Source organism: Paenibacillus monticola (genome assembly GCF_009664975.1).
In the GTDB taxonomy this organism is placed as follows: domain Bacteria; phylum Bacillota; class Bacilli; order Paenibacillales; family Paenibacillaceae; genus Paenibacillus_AQ; species Paenibacillus_AQ monticola.
Map to the genome: position 1 here is coordinate 182,397 of NZ_WJXB01000011.1, position 18,053 is coordinate 200,449.

Annotated in this window: 11 protein-coding genes; 1 reads left to right on the top strand and 10 read right to left on the bottom strand. The window is 48.8% G+C overall.

Going from position 1 to position 18,053, the window contains the following annotated elements; genetic code table 11:
• Positions 1–115: 115 nt before the first annotated feature.
• Positions 116–988 carry a helix-turn-helix domain-containing protein gene (locus GJB61_RS23635; RefSeq protein WP_154121485.1) on the top strand — a complete coding sequence of 291 codons (873 nt, stop codon included), beginning with the start codon at positions 116–118 and terminating at the stop codon, positions 986–988.
• 76 nt (positions 989–1,064) lie between these two features.
• Here GJB61_RS23635 and GJB61_RS23640 read toward each other — a convergent pair whose 3' ends face one another.
• The 10 genes from GJB61_RS23640 to GJB61_RS23685 all read right to left on the bottom strand — a co-directional run bounded on the left by GJB61_RS23640 (position 1,065) and on the right by GJB61_RS23685 (position 18,051).
• A complete protein-coding gene (locus tag GJB61_RS23640) occupies positions 1,065–3,686 on the bottom strand; it encodes a carbohydrate-binding protein (protein WP_420819766.1) in 2,622 nt (873 codons plus the stop codon).
• Positions 3,687–3,912: 226 nt separating this feature from the next.
• Complete coding sequence (locus tag GJB61_RS23645) at positions 3,913–5,967, bottom strand: alpha-galactosidase (protein WP_154121487.1); 2,055 nt, start codon at positions 5,965–5,967, stop codon at positions 3,913–3,915.
• Between the two features lie 99 nt (positions 5,968–6,066).
• Positions 6,067–7,656: an extracellular solute-binding protein gene (locus GJB61_RS23650; protein ID WP_154121488.1), complete on the bottom strand. Its 1,590-nt coding sequence runs from the start codon at positions 7,654–7,656 to the stop codon at positions 6,067–6,069.
• A gap of 27 nt (positions 7,657–7,683) precedes the next feature.
• Positions 7,684–10,047, bottom strand: a complete 2,364-nt coding sequence (locus tag GJB61_RS23655) for a helix-turn-helix domain-containing protein (protein ID WP_229522402.1) — start codon at positions 10,045–10,047, stop codon at positions 7,684–7,686.
• A 160-nt stretch (positions 10,048–10,207) separates the two neighbouring features.
• The gene (locus tag GJB61_RS23660; RefSeq protein ID WP_154121489.1) at positions 10,208–11,332 is read right to left on the bottom strand and encodes a glycoside hydrolase family 88 protein; all 1,125 of its coding nucleotides are present in this window, start codon (positions 11,330–11,332) and stop codon (positions 10,208–10,210) included.
• A gap of 4 nt (positions 11,333–11,336) precedes the next feature.
• Complete coding sequence (locus GJB61_RS23665; protein ID WP_154121490.1) at positions 11,337–12,218, bottom strand: carbohydrate ABC transporter permease; 882 nt, start codon at positions 12,216–12,218, stop codon at positions 11,337–11,339.
• Positions 12,219–12,228: 10 nt separating this feature from the next.
• A complete protein-coding gene (locus GJB61_RS23670; protein ID WP_154121491.1) occupies positions 12,229–13,185 on the bottom strand; it encodes an ABC transporter permease in 957 nt (318 codons plus the stop codon).
• A 65-nt stretch (positions 13,186–13,250) separates the two neighbouring features.
• Positions 13,251–14,885, bottom strand: a complete 1,635-nt coding sequence (locus GJB61_RS23675; protein WP_154121492.1) for a type 2 periplasmic-binding domain-containing protein — start codon at positions 14,883–14,885, stop codon at positions 13,251–13,253.
• Positions 14,886–15,360: 475 nt separating this feature from the next.
• Positions 15,361–15,900, bottom strand: a complete 540-nt coding sequence (locus GJB61_RS23680; protein ID WP_154121493.1) for an HAD family hydrolase — start codon at positions 15,898–15,900, stop codon at positions 15,361–15,363.
• Between the two features lie 33 nt (positions 15,901–15,933).
• The gene (locus GJB61_RS23685) at positions 15,934–18,051 is read right to left on the bottom strand and encodes a DUF5054 domain-containing protein (protein WP_154121494.1); all 2,118 of its coding nucleotides are present in this window, start codon (positions 18,049–18,051) and stop codon (positions 15,934–15,936) included.
• Positions 18,052–18,053 lie beyond the last annotated feature (2 nt).

Sequence of the window (18,053 nt, forward strand, 5' to 3'; positions counted from 1 at the left end):
TCGGATTCATTGGATTAATCGTATCATTAGGATAAGAAGTTGTCTTTGTTGACCCATTCATTGATTTGACGATTTGTACGGTCTTTTCCAACAATGAAAGAGAGAAGGTACCCGCATGAAGAAGCTGTCCGAACTGACTCCATTTGTCGGGGACATCATGACATACTTATACGATGGCAGCACCAACGAACAGCTGCGCATAGGTAATGTATATGCGTTTCATCTGTTTATGGACGGGCCCGGAGAGATGGAAATAGACGGCCGCTATTATCCGATTGAACGGAGAACGCTTATTTTCCTGCGCCCAGGCCAGTCTCATGCCTTTCACATCTCGCCTGCTCATCCACTAGCCTCCTATAATGTCTACTGCGATTTGTGGGAGAATCAGCTCCCGGTTTCCAGTAACCGCTCGTTTATCTATGCGCCTGAACCATTTGTTTTTGACACAACAGCCGCTGAACCGCTGTGTAATGAATTAAACCAGCTTCCCAGCGTCTTCCCGCTAGCCGCCCATCCTCAGCTATATGATGGATTTGTAATGATGGCCAAGGCCTATCATGATGCACAGTTCTATCGCCATGAAGCAGCCAACAGCTTTCTCTATGCCTGGATACTGACTTGGTATAACGCCCTTTACCTGCAGCAGCCAAGTGACTACCGCATTGTCCGCCTGCTGGAGTATTTGCATGCCCACCCCGAGCGTGGCGAATCCATTGAGACATGGTCACAATTCTGCGGGCTTAAGCGGACGTATTTCCATGAGCTTTTTCTGCGCGAAACGGGGGTTACTCCCAGGGCTTATCATCACAATTTAGTCATGCGGCGGGCCGCCAATCTCCTGCTGGAGACGGAACTGAGTATTACCTCCATCGCCGAAAGATTGGGTTATCCTTCGATTCATCCCTTTTCCAGACACTTCAGCGCCTGCTACGGAATTAATCCGAGCCAATATCGCCTGAACCCGCAGAGCAGGATTAGAATGAAATAAAATTAGAGGAAAAAGCAAACAAAACGCGCTATCCGCTATCTAAGCCGGAAGCGCGTTTTGCAACTGTACTACAGGTTTAATTCCCAGTTCGTGGCTCAATCTTGAAAAGCTTGGATTCCGTTGCTTGTAAAGTGACCTCAAAAACAACATCCGTCACCTTCGCTTCATTAGTCCACATATCAGTAACTGTATAAGAGGTCCCCGTCCCACTTCCTATTCCCGCACGGATCAGGTCCAAACTCCGCTCAGCAGGAGCATTGGAGTAGTTAAAGACAGCTAAATAATACGTTCCTTTATCAGATAACACGAAGGTATCCGCCGCTGTTGTTCCTGTATTGCCCTCTACCGGTCTAAAGGCCTTGCCTTTGACAGCCAGTTCATTTATTCGTGGATTTGTCAGCAGAGCTTCCATATACTTCTGGGCCGTTTCGTTGTTCACATCATCTGAGTTCAAATACACCGTTCCCGAAATAGCCGCCGCATTGACCCGTGATTGTGCCCCTTCCAACGAGCCCCCTTTCACAAGCTTCATATAATCCGGATCTGTATAATGATAGATCGTACCGTTCTGCCACCAGCCATAAGTAAGATTATTGAGCTGGTATTCCGTGCTGCTAATGCTGCCATCCACATCACAGGAAATCCGCCGACTATGTGCATATTGGCTCGGAAACAGCGGAGCGATAGAAGCACTGATAAACATGGAACCTCCCAGTGCCTTGTCCAGATAGGCCATTCCCTGATTGTACGCCTGAATACCCGTTTGGACCTTGGAATCAAAATGTTTGCCCTCCAAAGCGCCATGGCTGAGAAAATCTACTTTGATATATTCAAAGCCCTCATTCTTAAAACGGTCCATATAATAGGACATGCGCTCTTTCACGCCCGGATGTGTGGGATCAACCGCATACGCCCCATCCAGCTTAGGCAAAATGTTCCCGTTTCCGTCCCGGAGAACAAGATCTCCGTACGTGTACTTCCCATCGGTTCCTTCTACCGGCTGACTAAGATTATCTCCCCAGTAGACAAATGGAGAATAATAAATACCTGCTTTTTGCCCATTGCTGTGAATTAAGTCCACGAGATCAGACAGTTGCTGATCCGTCATGTTGTCCCAATAGGAATCCAAATTGATGTATAGGTCTCCGTTGTTATTGAACGACTGGTTTTGCAGCTTCTCCTTAAAATAATTGGATGCAGCTACTGCCTTATCGAAGCTAATAGTGCTCTCATAGGCTCCCCAACTATTCCAGCCTACGGGAACTCCCTTGGGAATATCTTTGCCAAAACCAAGTGGCGGCTGAATCGCCGCATTAACTTTTCCGTAGCCTTCAAGGCCATCCCGGTAGTCCTTATAGAACCCGACAAAGATTTTGGGAGAAGCAATCTCTTTGCCCGAAACTAGCCCATGCCCGATAGTGTCATGTGTCGAGGTTGGCGAAGTAAATCCACCGAATACGCGCAGCTTGTTCAGTTTGTTGTCCGAACCGCTCCAGTAAATCCCCGTCTTCCAAGTGTCATGTGTCACCGAGCCGAGCACCAGGCCGTTCCGGCTTGTATTATCGAAAATAGCCGTCAGCTCCGAACTCACATAGTTATCGTTATTCAGAGCGGTATTGATCGTTTTGGATTGGTACCTGGACCAAGCGTCATTGTCAAACGGGGTGACCACCACCCGGTTGTCGCCGTACTTGCCTATATCCACCGCTCCTTTGGCATCGAGAGCAATCGGTGTTATCTCATGGGTGGAGATCACTGACTTATCCGTTGCTACCGTTTCCGTCAGAAAATAGGGGCCGTCATTGTATAGATAGTAGATTTGATCAAGCGTTGGCAGTCCCTTTTCCTCGTTGTGAACGGTGACGCGAATCCCTTTTCCTGTCGCGTCATGAAACGCTGCCACTTCCTTTTGGCTAAAAGAATGGCGTTTGTAATCCTTGCTTGCCACCGTCCGATCCAGCTGGATAGTGCTGTAAATCCCTGTGGCTACCGTTTTGCCGCCCCAATTATACTGGGATAAGCCAGTCTGCGTGTTATACACCAGTTCATACGAAGGATTGGACACCTTGATGCCTTTGGTGTATTCCGTTAAGGTGACCGCGCCATATTTGGTGACATGGACAGGTTTGCCGATGTCCCCAATATTGCCGTCACCTCCCGATCCACCGTCGCCAGGCGAAACAAAGCTCAGTTCAATTTTGTCGAAGTCAGGTGAATAACCGTCAACATCACTGAAGAGAATCGTATTGCTCCCCTGCTGCAAATAGATCTGGAGGTCAGATTGTCCCACCGTGTTCCAGTCTGCTGTTTTCGGGAAGCTGAAGTTTTCTTGCTCCGCATCATTCACAGAAATAGATGTCGAGCGGGGATCACCCGAGATGTAATACACAGACAGTGTATAGATGCCGGCTGTTTCGGCTTGGACTCCATTAAATAGCAGCGTGGATCCGCCGTAGATATTGCCTACTTTTTTGCCGCCGGAGCAGGTCAGGCTATCTACAACACTGGCATTCCCCGTCAACGTATTGATAGTTGCTTCAGCTTCATACGCAACTGAACTTGGAGCAGCCAGACCTTCCATGGATGTTTGTTCATCGGCTGCAGCCCAGGAAGTACCTGACAATAAGATAACGAGCAGAACGGACATGAACGCAGCAAGGTGTTTTTTTCTGATTCGCTGGATATTCAAGAGCTTCACTCCCCTGTTAGTTACTGTTATATAGAATGAACTTAAGATTTTCATATACGGTATCGCTCGTCACTACAGTGAATGTTTGGACTTCCGGCCGCTGTTGTCTCCAAATTTCTTGATTTATTCCGCTTTAGCGGATGAAATCCGGAGACAAAGGCGGTCGCTTACGCTCCTACAGTTCCAAAATTCCCCTTCGTTCCTTCTCCCCGTTTCTTAATTTCTTTTGTTCATTCTATGTTTCCTTACGGATTAACTTAAAGATCTTAGACTCCGCAGGCTCAAGCTCTACTGTGAGCTCCCCGGCTGCTTCCCCACGTGTGCCCTCCCACAGTTCCGTTAAGCTGTATGACACCTCTGCGTCCAGTCCTGCACGTTCCAAAGAAACGGATTTATGCGCGGGTGCGGAAGTGAAATTGAATACAGCTAGATAGACGGCAGCCTCCGGCCCGGAATGAAGCACAAAAACATCGGAGGCCTGCTTGCCCAAGTTCCCTTCAACGGGTACAAAGCTTTTCCCCAGACGGGCAAGGTCCATGACCTCCCGGTTTTGCAGCCATTCCTTGGCCCGTGCGGCCGCTTCTGCATGTCTGAAATCATCCCCCAGCAGCAGCACTGTGCCGGAAATCACAGAAGCGGTCAAGCGGCTTCTTCCTTCATGCCGGGTCGTCGGCTCCTGGTTGAAGCTTTTGTACAACACCGTATGGTCCGGATCGTTGAAGCGGTACAAGGTATCGTTCATCCACCATCCGTGCGTCAGCGAATTCAGCAAATATTCCGTATCCTCTATCTTGCCGAAGACATCGCAAGAGATACGGCGGCTGTGTGCGAACGAATAGGGGAAAAGTGGAGCGATGGACAAATTGATAAAGAAGGGTCTGCCAATCTTTTCCGGTGACAGTCTGTCGGCCAAATAGGACAGGCCATAATGATAGGCGCCAATTCCCGTAGTGAGATCTGGATGATGATGCTGACCTTCCAGCGACCCATGCGCCATAAAATCCAGCTTGATATATTCGAAGCCTTCCGCGATGCATTGATCCGTAAACCAATCGATCCTCTCCAGTGTTCCCGGATGGGTGGGGTCAATCGCAAGTCCGCCGGCAATGTCCGGGAGGATCTCTCCTTCACTATCCCTCAGCAGGATGTCGCCATATGTGTATTTTCCATTAGTCCCTTCAACGGCGCTGCCAAACTGGTCCGGGCTTCCCCAAAAAGCAAAAGGGGTCCAATAGGTTCCGGGCTTGTGCCCATTCTGCCGGACCCTGTTCAGGGCATCCTTCATTTCATCTGGTGTCAATTTGTTCCAGAAAGCGTCGAAATTGATATATAAGGTGTCCTCATTCTGAAATCCGGACGGTTGCACTTCATTCCTTAGAAAATCGCTGGTCGAGGTATACAGTTCATAATCCAGCGTGCTCATCGCAGCAGACCAGCTGTTCCAGCCGAGCGGGACGCCGCCTTCCCATTTTAGTGGAGCCTCCATCTTGGTGTTGGCCCAGCCGTAAGCTTCAAGACCCTCTCTGTAATCCTCATAGAAGCCCAGGAAAACAAGCGGTGATTCAATTCGTTTGCCCTTAATATAGCCGTGCGGCTGGGAATCGCGGGTCATCTCACTTGTCGCTCCCCCATATAACTCCAGCTCATCAATCTTCCCTTCATGCTCGCCTTTGACCCTTATTCCGGTCTTCCAAACGTCATGAGTGATCGAGCCGAGGATAATCCCTTGGCGGCTATGCGGCTGGAACAATGCCGTCACCTCGTAACTCTCCGTCTCCAGCGGCGGATTCTCCACGGTATACCGCACCCATTTGTCATTGTCAAAAGGTACACGAAGTACACTAAACCCATCCGGTCCGGAAGCCCCGCCTAATGACACTGATTGGGACTTAATAACGGCCATGCGGTTCGCCTTGATTTCCATATCACTTACAATTACGCTTCTCATCAACAGAAACGGCAACAGCTCATACATATACAAATGCTGCTCCAGCTGCGGAAGACCGGACGACTCATGCAGAACAATCAGATGGATACCTGTTCCGAACCCGTCCTGAATAATAGCAGGCTGTTCCTGCAAATAATGACGCTCGTAGCTTCCGGTATGAACTTCACGGCCGTTCCAGCGATAAGCACTAAGTATGCCTCTCACCTCGGAAGAATTGCCGCTGATGCAGGCGGTTTCACCCTTTTCGAGATCAATTTCAAGCGCCACCAGGTCATTCTTCACGCGAATAAGGGTCCCCGATTCCACATTGACCTGTACGGCAGTTTCGCTGCCATTTATCATCCGTTTGCCTCCTCTTTATTACATCTTGACGTCTGCTATCATTATAAAAGATGTAATAAAGCGCTTACTATACAACGATCTACCGATCTATACTGTGATTTAACGTTTGTTGAAACGGTCGAGGGCTGCTTTCTGAATCTCAAGCGCCCGATCAATCTTCAATGACTTGATCTGAGCTACATAATCGTCGAAGCTGTCCAGCGGCTCAATGCCAAAAATAATTTTCAACGTCATCTCATCCACTAGCGTCGTGACATCCAGCATGATCGCGGAGAACTCGGTACTTTCCTTCTCTGTCTTGGAGATTTGTGGCAGGATATTGAGCTTGGCATCAGTATTGGACCAGATCTTGACCGCTTCCTTCTGCTCCGGCAGGTAGTAGTATTGTTCAACATAACGGACATCCTGTACAAATGGGCCAAAATAGCTGGCACGGGTATACATCGCCAGCGATTGGGATGGTGCAAGCTTGTCCGGGTTATGCATAATCAGATCTGTATATTTAGGGTAGCCATTTTCCATCACATAGCTTACGCCTTCCATACCAAAGTTAAAGAGTAAATGCCCCTCAGGACTGTAGCCATAATCAAGCATCCGTACCGCTTCCTCGACATGTTTGCTCTTGCTGGAAATGGCGACTCCCCCACTGCCCATGTACGCATGGACTCTTTGCCCGAATTTGGGTTTCTCTCCGGCATGCAATACCGGATAAGGGGCCGGAACGAACTTCGCCTGCGGCCACTTATCCTTAATCACAGGCTGCCACATGCCGATTCCTGCACCGGCGTTCCATATGCTGGCTCCGCTGCGGCCCGAGAGCATGTTGGAATCAAGTGTCTTCGTATCCACTGTAGCAATGTTTCGATCAATTAATCCTTCGGCGTACCACTTGCGGAATAAGGCCAGAAATGATTTGTAACCGGCTTCCATCGGTCCATATTTAACCTCGCCTTGGTCTAGATAGAAATCCTTTTTGATTCCGTAGGCGCCTACAAAGGCTCCGCTCTCAATTCCGAATAACGGGTTTGGTACACCCAGGAAGCTCAGCGGTGCTTTGACGCCTTTCTGCACCTTGAACGCCTTCAAGGTGGTGTACCAATCCTCAATCGTGACCGGCACCTGAAGACCCAGCTCATCCAGCCAATCCTTGCGGATAATCGGCCCTTGATAGGTAAGCAGCATTTCATCTCCCTGGATGAACGGGAATACATAGTAGCTGCCGTCATCTGTCTTGATCTGTTTGTCAATCTCCGGGTGTTGACTCAAGTATTTCTTCAAATTCGGTGCGTACTTGTCAATCGCATCATTCAAACGCAGGATATATCCGTCACTCATTGCTTTCTCAGGGCCACCAGGGAAGCTGGCCCAATCGTATTCAAGCATATCGGGCAACTCACCGGAGGCCAACAGGACATTAATCGCATCCTTGGCCTGATTCGCTGGCGGCTGAATGAAATCAAGCTTCACACCTGTACGGCGCTGCCATTCCTGAAAGAAAGGAATATCTTGAAAGGTTGGCTTGATGCTGCCGGCATTGCCATTCAACTCTGCCCAATAAGTCAGTGTCTCCACATATTTACTCTGGGCAGGTTCTTGCTCTTTCGAGTGGCTCCAACCCGTACAGGAGGAGCATAGAACCGCGAGGAGCAGCAACCCTAGTACGGATCGGGACGTTTCCTTTTTTCTCATCTACAGATTCCCTTCCTCAATAATCCATCAATTCATTTCCTTGAATTTCCCCGGAGTAATCCCCTCATATTTCTTAAATACACGGATGAAGGTTGCGGCCTCATTGTAGCCTACGAGCTTGGCAATATCGGAAATGGAGTCCTGCTTGGAGCCCATCATTCGCTTGGCCTGCTCGATACGGTATTTATTGATATAATCCAGCACCCCTTCACCTGTCTGATTCTTAAACAGCTTCGATAAATAACTGCCCTTCAGGTCGAAATGCTCACCGATCAGATTGACGCTCAGATTGGAATTGCTGTACTGTTCTTCGATATGTGTGGTTACTTTTGTCACTAAATCACGCAGTGATTCGGCTCGTTCATGGGATACATTACTCTCCAGCTTGATGGCGGCGAAGGCGCACACTTTGTTGAGCAGCGTCTGCAGCTCATGCTTCATCTCCAGAAGGGTGTCGCAGGCAATGATTGTATCCATCCATAAGGGATTATCTCCCAAAATGCTGCTGTCGCCGTCTCCCAGTTCGTTAATAGCCTTCACCATGGTGCCAACCAGGTTAAAAACAAGGCATCTGGCCAGGGTAAGCGATATAATCGGCTGATTAAAGTTTCGGTCTGTCACATCATTAATGAATTTGGAAGCCTGCTCAATGTCTCCTACCTTAATTAAATTAATGATCTGCTGCTCTACCTGCAGTGGATAATAGTACCCAAATTGCTGGTTATCTGTTGTATCTCTGCGAATCTCATCATAGGTAATAATCTCCCGTTTACCCAACACCATCTTATAAGCCATGGCATCCACGGCCTCACGGTAAGCCTCGGCGATCCCTGTCAGCGAAGAATGTATCCCGCCGATGGATAGGGTCAGGTCCATTTGGTAGCTGCCCAGAAAACGCTGCGCTTCGCTGGCTATCGCCTCCAAATCTGCTTTTAGATCAGAGGATTCCGACTCTCCTCCATTGACCAGACACACCATCATATCGTCCACTTCGGCTGCATAACCGACATGATGATAATGGTCAGCCAGCTCTTCCACCACATTACTGATAATAAATTGAATCAGCTTGTGCTTCTCATTGATGTCGATGCCTGGTAAATTGGCGGACAGACTCTCCCCGTTCTCCACAACGAATAAGATGACAGCGAAGTCATCGGACAACAGCTTCATATCGAAAGATTTGAACGCTTCTTCATAGGGGATGAGCGTGTCCATTTTCCCCTTCAACAGCCGATTGAGCATATTGGAACGCAGCACATTCTGATGGATTTGGAATTGCAGGGCGATCTTGTCCTTCTCGCTTTTGGTGTTCGATATTGATCTTTGAATAAAGCTCAATTCGTTCCAATCCGTCCGCTCTTCATGGGAATTCTTATCCGTCAGCAGCTGGACGAGCTGTTGAATCGGCGAATAATTACGGCGCATAAAAAACCAGGTTAATACAGCTGCCCCCAGCAGGCTGATAAATAGGCTGATATACGTGAATCTCCGGACATACTCCGCTTTCTCCCAGTAGATGCTGCTTGGAATCACCAATACATACTTTAATTTCGATACGGCAGATTGAATATAAAAAAGCTCCGAATCTCCATCTCTAATTGGCATATTCATCACATCGCTGCCGCCATCATCCGGCAAATGCTTCAGCAGATTATCCTGATTAATCGACACCGGTAAATTGGACAGCAGCACCTCGTTCTCTTCATTGAGTATGAGTACCTGTCCACCACTAAAGCCGGAAATGCTCTCAATAGCCTTCTGGAATCTGCCAATATCAGCGATGACCACCACGGTCCCCGTTTCTTTCCCGTTCAGATCCTTGGGCAGATGGATCAGATAGGCAATTCCAGTCTGCGGCTTAGCCGAATCCAGGTGAGGAAGCAGCAGGAAACGGTTATTAGCCGAATGATGAATCGTATCCATCCACTGCTCATAGCTCATAACACCTGTATTATGAATCGTATTGAAAGCGGTTTCTAAATCACGCACATTACCTGGACGAATTACAGCCGCCTCCTGATCCCAAGTGACATAGAACTCGTCAATAGATGCATAAGAGGTCTGGTACATCCGCAATTCCTTTACTAATTGATAAGCGGTGAACTGGGCATCGCCCGCTGATTTGCTGGAATACATTAAATCCTGAAGCTTGGTATTCCAGGTTATCTCCATATTCAGCCGCTTCATCAAGTCAATCTGCGTATCTATGGTATAGCGGACCTGTCTCAGCATCGTGTCGTTGGCGCGATGAATCTCGCTCTTCAGCGCTTGGCTTGATTGGTTGTATACAAGTAAACTAACGATCATGGGAACAAATAATACGGCACTGTAAGATACAAGCCAAGTGACAATAATGCTTTTTCGTTTCTCCCACAAATAATTGAAATTCAATACGGACCCCTCATATCTGATTATGTTTTCAATGCAGCGTATCCTTATTATAACGATCAATTTAGAGGAGGGAATGCTCAAAAAGTTAAAATCGATTGATAAAAAGACAAAATAACCCGAATGTAGACTACCATTCAGGTTATTTCTATAACTAAAAGAACTAAAAGATCCGATGCTTCCAGCCAGCCAGCTTCGCTACCGCTTCCACAAAGAAATAATCACCGTAGATTAAAGATACATCTACGTTGTCCTTGGCCGGTTTATGTCCTGTACCCTGAAGAAGAATAGCCTCATGCCCCTCATCCTCCCAGGTTCCGTAATGTTCATATAGAGATTGCACAATACGCTCGGCCGCTTGACGGTACACTCGTCCTTCGATAACTGGAAGGCTCTCAGCAAGCTCCAATAATCCCGATGCGGCGCAAGCGCCTGCCGACGTATCCCGCGGCTCGCCAGCCAGACTTGCATCCGCACGGAAATCCCAGTGGGGAACATAATCCTCCGGCAAATTAGCCATAAAGAAATGGGCAACACGCTGGGCGGCACGCAGGTAAGTTCTATCACCCGTATGGCGATAGGTATTCGCCATGCCATATAAGGCCCAAGCCGTGCCCCTGCTCCAGCCCGATTCCGGCGATTGGCCTTGGCCGCCGAGCACCTCCAGGCATTCGCCGGACCCCGGATCAAAACATACGATATGATTGACCGAGCCATCCTCACGAATGAAATGCTTCAGTACGGTATCAGCATGCGCCTGGGCCACCTGGGCATATCGGGGATCGCCGGATTGCCGCGACGCCCAGAACAGCAAGGATAGATTCATGGACGTATCGATAATGGACCAGCCGTGCTTATCGCCGTTCCAGGCTCGAATGAACTGGCCGTTAAGGTTAAAGCGGCCCGCCAGGAAATTCGCAGCGAACAAGCCGCGCCGAACAGCGTCCTGATCCTGTGTCAGTTCATATTTTATAACCGCCGTAGGCAGGAATTGAAAGCCCACGTCATGATCGAAGGCATTCGGCGCAAGCATCTGCCGCTCCAGCCGTTCATCCCAGTTCCAGGCCGCCTCCTTAAATTGTACTTTGCCTGTCATGTCATACATCACCCACAGGATACCCGGCCAGAAGCCAGATGTCCACCAATCAATCCGCTGGTCATCATATTTGCCGTCGGCCTTGGCAACATGAGGAGATTTATCACCGATCAAGGCGGTCATCACTTCCACTTTACGTTCAATCTGCTCCCAGAGCAGAGAGACATTCAATTTATTTTCCCAAGCTTCCATAGCTTCACCCTTTCAAGGAACCCACCATAACACCTTTGACAAAGAAACGCTGAACGAAAGGGTAGACACATAAGATAGGTACAGTAGCAACCATTATCGTCGCGTATTTAATCGTCTCACCGATCTGCTGGCGGTCGCCTGCGCTGGCCCCTGCCGACATACTGTCCGTCGAATTGGCAATCAGGATTTCCCGGAGCACCAGCTGTAGCGGATAAAGCTCCCTGCTCTTGATAAATACCGATGCATAGAACCAGCCATTCCATTTATCCACAGCATAATAAAGAATCATCACGGCAATCACCGGCATGGAGAGCGGAATGATAATGCGGAACAATATCGTAAAATGATTCGCCCCGTCGATCTTCGCCGACTCCTCCAGACTTTCCGGCACCCCCTTGAAAGCCGTACGCATGATGATCAGATTGAAGGTGCTGATTGAAAAAGGAATGATCGTTGACCACAATGAGTCCAGCAGCCCAACTCCTTTGACAACCAGATACAACGGAATAAGTCCTCCATTAAAAAACATCGTGAAGATAATAAGCACCATAAAGACATCATTCCACAACACATTCCTGCGGGATAATACATAAGCCCCGAGTGCCGTCATTACCAGATTGACCGCCAAGCCGGCCACGACGATAAACATTGTATTACGGTAACCGGTCAAAATACCGGAGTTAGCCAGGACACTCTTGTAAGCTTCAAAGCTGAAGCCCATGGGCTTCCACAATACTCCTTTGTGAACAACCAACTGTCCGGCGTCGCTGAAGGATGCAAAGAGCACATACAATAACGGGTACAGCGTAACGACGATAAGAAAGATCAGAAAGACGTAGATGCCGCCATCGAAAATCTTATCGAAGATACTGCTTTGTTTCTTCATTTGTTTCACCTCACCACAAGCTATTTTTGTTCACTCTGCGGCTTACATAATTAGCGGTAACCAGCAGCACCAGATTGATTACGGAGTTAAACAAACCCACAGCAGAACTATAACTCCAGCCGAATTCAAGCAGCCCTTTGCGATAGACGAAGGACGAAATCACATCTGCAGTCTCGTACGTAATCGGGTTGTACAGCAGAATAATCTTCTCGAAGCCGACATTCAGGAGGTTCCCCATCCGCAGAATAAGCATAATCGACATTGTTGGTAGAATACCCGGCAGCGTAATATAGAACATTTGCTTGATCCGGCTGGCCCCATCCATGCGCGCAGCCTCATATTGCTCCACATCAATGCTCATTAAAGCGGCAATATAAATGATCGACTCCCAGCCAATCCTTTGCCAGATTTCAGACAATATATAAATGGGGCGGAATAATTCCGGCTTCTGCAACATCGCTTGGCCATCATAACCAAAGAATGTAAAGATTCCGTTGATCACCCCGTCCGCATTCGTAAAGTCGGTAATGATCCCGCAAATGACTACCAGCGATATAAAATAGGGCATATACGTAATCGTCTGCGCCACACGCTTGAACGATTTGCTGCGGATCTCATTGATCAGCAGCGCCAATATAATCGGTGCGGGGAACTCAAAGATCAGTGAATAAAGGCTGATCACCAGGGTATTTTTGAGAATTCGCCAAAAGTAATAACTGTTGAAAAAGTCATGAAAATGCTTTAAGCCGACCCAGTCGCTCCCCAATATCCCTTTCATCGGTGAATATTCTTTAAAGGCAATTAGTGCCCCGTACATCGGCGCATAGTGGAAAATAAGATAATACGCCATAACAGGAACCATCATTAGATACAGGTATTTATTGATCTTGAAATCACGGATAAAGCGGTTGGTGGGTTTGTTAGATCGCAAAGCTTTCTTTCCCGTTACGGTTTGCGTATGTGCCATATGGCTGTTTCACCTCAATCCAATTAGAGAGAGGGCCTGAACCCTCTCCTTCTGGCCTTTTTTTCTTATCTTTTGTTATAGCGATCCAAAGCGGCCTGTTCAATTTCTATTGCCCGATCCACATGCAGCGACTTCATTTTGTCCACATAGCTTGCATATTGATCCACCGGCTCCTGGCCCAAAATGATTTTCAGTGTCATTTCATCCACCAGTGTGTTGATATCATTCATAATCGTCGCGTACTCCGAGCTTTCCTCTGGAGTCGGTGTAATTGGCGGCAGATTGTATTTGTCCGCGTCCGTGTTCTTCCAGATGCCTACCGCATCCCGCTGGGTTTGCAGGGCAAAGAATTGCTCGGCGTAGCGTTTGTCCTGAATGAACGGACCGTTATAGCTGCCCCGGGCATACATTGAAATGGCCTGCGCAGGCGCCAGCTTGTCCGGGTTCTTTAGCAGTAAATCGGTATAGGTGGGATATCCATCCTTCAAGTTATAGCTGACACCCTCCGTACCGAAGTTAAAAAACATTCTGCCTTCCTCGCTGTAGCCGTAATCCAGCATTTCCACCGCCAGAACGGGGTCCTTAGCCGATGTCGATATGGCCACGGTACCCTCTGAGGCGTAAGCCTGGCTCTTTTGTCCAAATTTAGGTTTATCTCCTTTAGTCAGAACCGGATAAGGTGTAGCGACCAATACAGCTTTCGGGTCATTGCCCTCGACCAGCGGCTGCCATTTGCCGATACCTCCACCAGCATTTCCTACCGATGCGCCAGTAGCTCCTGAAGCCATATTCCCGTCCAAGGCCTTGGAATCTGCTGTAGCTATGTTTTTATCCATCAGACCGTCTGCATACCACTGGCGGAATAATTGCAGATATTCCTTAAATCCACTTTCATACGGGCCGAACTTAACCACGCCATCCTCCTGATAAAAGCCACGGGTAACGCCAAATGCCCCAATAAATGCCCCGTTGCCAGACTCATTAAAGAAACGCGGCTTGCTCACTACGGTGAAAGGTGCGGTTGCCCCCTTCTTCTCCTTGAACGCTGTCAACGTCTTTGTCCAATCCTCAATCGTTTCAGGCACAGGCAAGCCCAGTTCATCCAACCAATCCTTACGGATTACCGGACCTTGGAACACACGCAGGAACTCATCTCCCCGAACGAAAGGGAACGCATAGTAGCTACCGCTGTCTGTCTTGACCATCTTGTCGATCTCAGGATTTTCCTGCAGGAACTTTTTCAAATTTGGTGCGTGTTTATCAATCAGATCATTCAGCTTCAGAATGTATCCATCATTGATCGCTTTCTCGGGCCCCCCTGGAAAGTCACCCAAGAAATTATACTCAATCATGTCCGGCAAATCACCGGAAGCCAGCATGACGTTTAGCGCTTCTTTCGTTTGTCCGGTTGGGGGCGCTGTGAATTTGAGCGGCACCCCTGTATTCTTTTGCCACTCCTGGAAAAACGGAACTTCATCATGGGTTGATACCGTTCCGATCAGGTTGCCGTTAATTTCGCCCCAATAGGTAAGCTTCTTATCCGTCTTGATCGGATAGGTGACTGCCTCCGTGCTTGTTTCAGTATCATTTACCGTACCCGTATTCGTGTTGTTGCCTGCCTTGTCTTCTTTGGAAGAACAGGCTGTTAAAGATGTGCCTAGCATCATAAGGATCAGTACAGAAGTTAACAATCTTTTCATTACATGACCTCCGCTTGGGAAATGTGGTGAGATGCATCTCTTCCACAGATTAACGAAATGTCAGGGTCATGAATATGTGCAAAAAGAGAGATTCCATCTTGAATTTATTCCCCTTCACTGCGGTTTTCTCCAATGCAATAGACAAAATCGCCAAAATAGTGCTTTTCAGTTCCTAATTTAACTTAAGGCTATAGATTTATGTAGCAGTTTTAACTACGAAGAGTATAAAGCCCATAAAATAAAGGCGAATTCTCATTCAGAGTTGAATGAAAATCCGCCTTTATTTATTTAGGACGAGGTTGATTTTATGTGCAAACGTAAGCGAAGGGTCGGAGGGATTCTGGAGAAACGATAGTGTTCGCCTTTAAAGAATGATTTCAACCTATAATCCCTTTACAATAAAGAAATCGGGCTTTAACAGCGATCGCAAGAACCCTCCGAACCCGTAGCGGCTTGTTTCACTAACAGTCAAACGCTACTGAACAGCAGACAATGCCGCATTTAGGCGTTCTGCCAACTCCAATAGTTCAAGCGGTTCGCTGATCGTATAATCTGGAAGCTCATCTTCATCCGCAGGAGTTAGCGGATAACGGGAGCTCCAGCTTAACCAGACACTGATCATACCCAGCGCATTTGCCCCTCTGATATCTCGGCTCAGATTGTTGCCTACCATCATGATCCGGGAAAAGTCCGCCGGACCCAGTTCAAGCGCTCCAGCCGCCGCCTTGAACATTCTTGGACTTGGCTTAACAGCCTTCACGTTCTCCGAATAGATCATGGCGGTAAAATAATCATAAAGCCCGTTTTGGTTATACACATTTTTGAAGGACTGGGCTTCTCCATCGGCGACCAGCACGAGTGTATATCCTCGTTCAAACAGCGTCTTGACCATCTCGTCTGCGCCTGGAATGAGCTTTGCACTGACCACAATGCCGTTAGCATCCCGAATTTCTGAACCTTCATCAATTATCGTATCCCCGCTGTCCAGAAAAATGACCAGCCTCTTCTTATGCATATTCACCCTTCTCTCCCAAGCCGTAATCTATATTCATTTCCGGAACGAGTCCAATCGCAGGCGAAAGCGGAATTTCGCATCCTCGCCATACCACATCGGAAAGTTGGTCCCCCAAATGTTATTATGCAGATTAAAGTGCCAGCCCTTATCCAGTGGAGCAAATGTATTGTCGAACTGGAGCAGCCGTCCCTCTCCGGGAGCGGCAAGCGCAGCATCCAGCGTCTCGATTCTCGCTACCCCATCGGCCCCTGAGTAATGGACACCACTGCCGATCGCATGCAGATTGCGATTACCATCCCTGACAACGTGTAGAGGAGAGACTAAGCTACCCAGCTTATCCATCTTCCACAGGTTAGGATTATCCACCTTTAATCCACAGCCAAACCAAGACGCCTCGGGCAGCCGGTTGGCATCCTTATCGAACCATTGCAAAGTAACATCAATGACGCCCTCTAAGTGGTGAAAAGCATATTCCAGCTCAATGATTCTGGGCGCCCCGTAGCGTTCATAGGCCTCGGCTGGCATCCGCATCCGCAAGCGGAAACGGTCGCAGGAGGCTTCGCTCACACGCCGGAAATCGTCCACGAAAGGACGATAGATCTGCTGGCACGGCAACGGCTGCACAAATTCAAAACCAGGCTTGCTGAAATCAGCATCCGCCCAGGCATGGGTCACAGGCAAATTCCGCATATAGGTCCGAAAATAGTGGTCATAGCTATCTGTACCAAAGGTCTCGTAAGCGTAGGATCCGAAAGGATGCGATTCGTCTACCCAGACCTTGCCGTTGGTGTCCTTCAGTCGTGAAATGGAGCCGTCCGCAGCAAAAATCACTTCATAGCCCCCGCTGCTGTAAGAACTATTCGCCTGGCATGCCACACCTTCGCTCATATTCATACGCTGCGGCTTCAGCAGGTCGAATGCGGCCAGTGCCTCCTTCTCGTGTTCCGGCTCAAGTGCAGCAACCGCTTGATTCAGGTAGCGCCGCTGCTCTTCCCATGAGCTTTCCAACATTGAATAAGAGCGGATGCTCTCTTCAGCCGTGAACATGCTGCTAGAATGACGATCGAATTCATCCATAGCGAATGCGCTGATATAGCTAAACTTGGCAGGGATATTTTGCAGGTCAACCTCATCCTGCTGGCGGGCAGCCTGGAAATCTGCTTTGGCGTAATTCCGGAAATCGGGCAGCCATTTCTTCACGTCAAGTCCCCATGTATGCTCTGCCACCAGGAGCATAGCTTCACTCAGCCCCTTATTCTCTGCGCCGCGCTCAGCCATTTGGCCCTGCTCAAGCCAGTTGCTGCGGAGACGTTCAAGTACGCGCAGCTTGGCCAGCTTAAGCGGATCGGTCGCCGCTCCGTGAATCCAGGTATCCCCGAGTTCCTCACGCAGAACAGGCAGATGGTCCCGGACTTCCTCCAGCCTGCGGGCGAAAGCATCCATCGTAGAGGCTCTGATCTCTGCACCCGGATACCGCTGCTGGATCTCCCGGAACTGCTGGCGAATTTCCTCCGCATCCGGCGGCCCGCAATTATCCCCGGTATGGGCAAACAACAAGACATCCTTCAAGCCTTCGATCTCCAGCGCTTCGCCATAATTCCCGGCATAGTTGACCACAATCTCCGCGCCGGATTCCGCTTGCCAGCGGAATATCCGGGGCACGTCAGGTCGTGTGGAGGCCGGATTGACGCCGATATGCAGGTAGCGTAAGCCAGCCTCTTGCATCAGCGGAACCATACCTATCGTGTGGCCCGGCACATCGGTCATTTTGGCGGCTATAGTCTGCTTGCCGAACTGCTGATCCAACCCTTGAGCAATGGATAGTCCATAGCGGAACAACCCGGCATCCATCAGCTCCGTATGGGTCGTGAATGGCAGTCCGTGCCAGGCGATATGTCCACGGACGATGGCCTGTTCCATACGCTGAACCGCATCCTGAGGCGCGTGGTCAAGATAATGGCGGATCAACCACGAACCCGTCGTCCAGATAAAACGCTCATTGCCGCCTTCCGCTTCCAACTGTTCAGCTAAGGCAATAGCCTTCGGAATATATTCCTCCATATATTGAGTAGTTACATGAGCAGCCAAATGTGTGAAACCAATATCCAGATGTGTTTTGAAAATAACGTGTACGCGTTCAACATTTGCCATAG